Annotated in this window: 5 protein-coding genes; 4 read left to right on the forward strand and 1 reads right to left on the reverse strand. The window is 74.5% G+C overall.

The genetic code is table 11. The features are described 5' to 3' along the window. A partial coding sequence (locus F2B26_RS14835; protein ID WP_159810681.1) for a GntR family transcriptional regulator occupies positions 1 to 191 on the reverse strand: 191 nt, incomplete at its 3' end. 126 nt (positions 192 to 317) lie between these two features. Here F2B26_RS14835 and F2B26_RS14840 point away from each other — a divergent pair. The 4 genes from F2B26_RS14840 to F2B26_RS14855 all read left to right on the forward strand — a co-directional run. Continuing rightward, on the forward strand, positions 318 to 1,289 hold the full coding sequence (locus F2B26_RS14840) for an acetylxylan esterase (protein ID WP_159810683.1): 972 nt from the start codon (positions 318 to 320) through the stop codon (positions 1,287 to 1,289). Beyond that, on the forward strand, positions 1,286 to 2,050 hold the full coding sequence (locus F2B26_RS14845; protein WP_159810685.1) for an HpcH/HpaI aldolase family protein: 765 nt from the start codon (positions 1,286 to 1,288) through the stop codon (positions 2,048 to 2,050). Before F2B26_RS14840 ends, F2B26_RS14845 begins: the two co-directional genes overlap by 4 nt. A gap of 48 nt (positions 2,051 to 2,098) precedes the next feature. Beyond that, positions 2,099 to 3,223 carry a 23S rRNA (uracil(747)-C(5))-methyltransferase RlmC gene (gene rlmC, locus F2B26_RS14850; protein WP_159810687.1) on the forward strand — a complete coding sequence of 375 codons (1,125 nt, stop codon included), beginning with the start codon at positions 2,099 to 2,101 and terminating at the stop codon, positions 3,221 to 3,223. A 46-nt stretch (positions 3,224 to 3,269) separates the two neighbouring features. Beyond that, a partial coding sequence (locus tag F2B26_RS14855; RefSeq protein ID WP_159810689.1) for an alpha/beta fold hydrolase occupies positions 3,270 to 3,961 on the forward strand: 692 nt, incomplete at its 3' end.

Here is a 3,961-nt window from a genome sequence, read left to right on the forward strand (position 1 = left end):
CCGGCGAGTGCGAGGATCTGCACCGCCTCGCGGGCGACGGGCCGGCTGACGCCGAAGCTCTCGGCGAGCTCGACCTCGGAGCCGATGGCCTCCCCGGCGGCGGTCTCGCCGCGGACGAGGGGTTCGAGCAGGAGGACCGCGAGGTCCTCGCTCACCTTGGTGCGGGTCGACAACCCGGTGGTCGTGCCCATGGGCCTGCTCCCTCTCCGCACGGTGGGGTCGCCCCCTGGCGACCCGATGCTAGAGTCTAACTCATCAGAGGACAAGTCACCCAACGAGTTGTGAACCCGGGTGACCAGACCCCGGGAGGCGCCCTCGTGGCCCTGTTCGACCAACCCCTCACCGACCTCGTCGAGTATCGACCGCCGGTCACCGACCCGCCCGACTTCGACGAGTTCTGGGCACACACCCTCGACGAGGCCAGGGCAGCCGCCTGGGCGCCGCGCCTCGAACGCGTCGAGCACCCGCTGCGCACCGTCGACGTCGTCGACCTGAGGTTCGCCGGGTTCGGCGGGCACGAGGTGAGCGCCTGGCTGCTGCGTCCCGCCGGGGTGAGCGGTCCGCTGCCCACCGTCGTGGAGTTCAACGGGTACGGCGGCGGACGCGGTCTGCCGCACGAGCACCTGCCCTGGGTCGGCGCCGGGTACGCGCACGTGTTCATGGACACCCGCGGCCAGGGCGCCCTGTGGGGCAGCGGCGGGGACACCGCCGACCCCGTCGGGCACGGCACCTCGGTGCCCGGTTTCGTCACCCGCGGTCTGCAGGACCCGCACGACCACTACTACCGGCGCGTCTTCACCGACGGCGCCCGGCTCGTCGAGACCGTCCGTGAGCTGCCCGGCATCGACCCCGACCAGGTGGTCGTCACCGGGACCAGCCAGGGCGGCGGCATCGCGCTGGCCGTCGCCGGCCTCACCCCGGGTCTGCTCGCGGCCATGCCCGACGTGCCGTTCGGGTGCCACTGGCGTTGGGCCGTCGAGCACACCGACGAGGACCCGTACGCCGAGGTCCGTCGCTACCTCCAGGTGCACCGCGACCGGGTCGAGCAGGTGTTCGGCACGCTCGGCTACCTCGACGGGGTGGCGTTCGCCCGCCGCGCCCAGGCGCCCGCGCTGTTCAGCGTCGGGCTCATGGACGCGGTGTGCCCGCCGTCCACCGTCTTCGCCGCGCACAACGCCTGGGCCGGTCCGGCGTCGATCGAGGTCTACCCGTTCAACGGGCACGAGGGCGGCGGCGGCCACCACCTGCAGGTCCAGGCCCGCTTCCTGGACACGGTGGTGACCTGGTGACCGGGCCGCGCACGGACACCGCCCGGCTGCGCGAGGTCTGGGCCGCCGGCGGCAGTGCCGTCGGGGTGTGGTCGGTGCTCGCCGACCCGGTCGCGGCCGAGATCGTCGGGGCGGTCGACGCGGACGTCGTGTGCGTCGACGCCCAGCACGGTCTGAGCGACGTCGCCACGCTGCCCACCGTGTTGCAGGCCTTCGCGGTCGTCGGCCGGGTGCCGCTGGTGCGGGTCCGGTGGAACGAGCCGGGGCAGATCATGCGTGCGCTGGACGCCGGTGCCGCCGGGGTCGTCGTCCCCATGGTGAGCAGCGCCGAGGACGCCTGGGCCGCCGCGCAGGCGTGCCGCTTCCCGCCCGTCGGCATCCGCTCGTGGGGTCCGCTGTGGGGGGCCCGTCCGGTTGCCGCCCCGGCCGATCAGGACGCCGGGGTGCTGTGCGTGGTCATGGTCGAGACCGCCGGCGCCGTGGCCAACCTCGAGGAGATCCTCGCCGTGCCGGGGGTCGACGCGATCTACGTCGGGCCCAACGATCTCGCGCTGTCCTGCGGCTACGGGCGTGCCACCTACCGCACGAGCACCCAGGTGGACGAGCTGCTCGACCATGTCGTGCAGACAGCCCGGGCGGCCGGGGTGCCCGTCGGGCTGCACTGCTCCGACCTGGAGATGGCGGCCCACTGGCGTGACCGGGGGGTGTCCTGGATGACCGCGGTGACGGATGCCGACCTGCTCGCCGCCGGGTTGCGCACGGCGGTGGACTCGCTGCGCTGAGCCGCTCGCGGTGGGCCGTCCCGGGGGCGGTTGCCTAGACTCCCGTCAGTGAGGTGCGCCTACTTCGACGCCGGGGTGTGCCGTTCCTGCACCCTCATGGGGACCTCCTACGACCGTCAAGTGGCCGACCGGGACGCCCGGGCGCGGGCCGCGCTCGGCCCCGGGGTCGACTGGCTGGAGCCGGTGACCGGACCCGACCACGGGTACCGCAACCGGGCCAAGCTCGTCGTCGCGGGCACGGTCGAGGCGCCCACCCTGGGGATTCTCGACGAGTCCGGGGAAGGCGTGGATCTCACCGACTGCGGGCTGTACCCGCCGTCGGTCGTCGCCGCCGCGCACGAGCTGGCGCGGTTCGTCACCCTGGCCCGCCTCACCCCGTACGACGTGCCGTCGCGGGCCGGCGAGCTCAAGTACCTGCTCGTCACCGCCTCGCCGGACGACGAGCTCATGGTCCGCTTCGTGCTGCGCTCCACCGAGGCGGTCGCGCGGCTGCGCAAGCACCTGCCGGGGCTGCGCGAGCGGCTGCCCCGGCTGACCGTCGCCTCGGCGAACATCCAGCCGGTGCACGCCGCGGTGCTCGAAGGAGAGCAGGAGATCCCGCTCACCTCGTCGACCGAGCTGCGCATGCACCTCAACCACCTCGACCTGCGGCTGCCCGCGCGCAGCTTCTTCCAGACCAACTCGGTCGTGGCGGCGGCCCTCTACTGCCAGGTGGCGGCGTGGGTCGACGGGTGCGCGCCGGCCACGGTGTGGGACCTGTACTGCGGTGTCGGCGGTTTCGCGCTGCACTGCGCCGCCCCGGGGCGCGCGGTCACCGGGGTGGAGACCAGCGAGGCCGCGGTCGAGGCGGCGCGACGCACGGCGGCCGCCGCCGCGCTGCCCGGCACCCGGTTCCTGGCCGGTGACGCGACGGCCTTCGCGATGGGGGAGCCCGCTCCTCCCGACCTGGTGGTGGTGAACCCGCCACGGCGCGGGCTGGGCGCCGAGCTCGCCGGCTGGTTGGAGACCTCGGGGGTGCGTCGGGTGGTCTACTCCAGCTGCCACCTGCCCTCGATGGAGCGCGACCTGGCTGCGATGCCGAGCCTGCGCCCGCGCACGGCCCGGATGGTCGACATGTTCCCGCAGACCGCGCACCTGGAGGTCGTGGCGCTGCTGGAGCGCCAGGACCGCTGACCCTGGGCTCAGGCGCGCCCCAGGTGGGGTGCCTAGGCTCTCAGCCATGCGCGAGGGTGCCCCCGGCCGATGGGCGGGTCCGCTGTGGGCGGTGACCCGCCCCGGTCCAGGTCGCCCGCTCGTGCTGCTGCACGGCAACGGGGAGTCGCACCGGGTCTTCGACCGGTTGGTGCGCGAGCTGCCGGGGCGTCGGCTCGTGGGGCTGGACTCACGTGCCCACGGCCGGTCGCCCCGTGGCCACGGTCCGCTGTCGATCGCCTCGATGGCCGACGACGTCGCCGGGGCGCTCGCCGCCCTGGGCCTGACCGATGTGGACCTGCTCGGCTACAGCGACGGGGGCAACATCGGGCTCGAGCTGGCGATCAGGCGCCCGGACCTGCTGCATGCGCTCGCGGTCTGCGGGGCGAACCTCGACCCGCAGGGGCTGCGCCCGCTGGCGCTGGCGAGCACGGTCGCGGTGCACCGGGTGCTGGCCGGCGCGGCCCGTGCCGTGCCGATGCTCCACGGGCCGAGCGAACGGCTCGCGCTCATGACCGAGCACCCGCAGATCGCTCCCGAGGCGCTCGCCCAGATCCGGCTGCCGGTGCTCGTGGTGGCCGGGGAGCGCGACGCGGTGCGGCACGAGCACACGGCCCTCATCGCCGCCAGCCTGCCGGACGCCCGGCTCGTCGTGCTGCCGGGCGCGGGTCACCGCATCCCGACGACGAGGCCCGCGCAGCTGGCGGGCCTCGTCCGGGA

This window comes from Cellulomonas citrea, from assembly GCF_009829685.1.
Lineage (GTDB): Bacteria > Actinomycetota > Actinomycetes > Actinomycetales > Cellulomonadaceae > Cellulomonas > Cellulomonas citrea.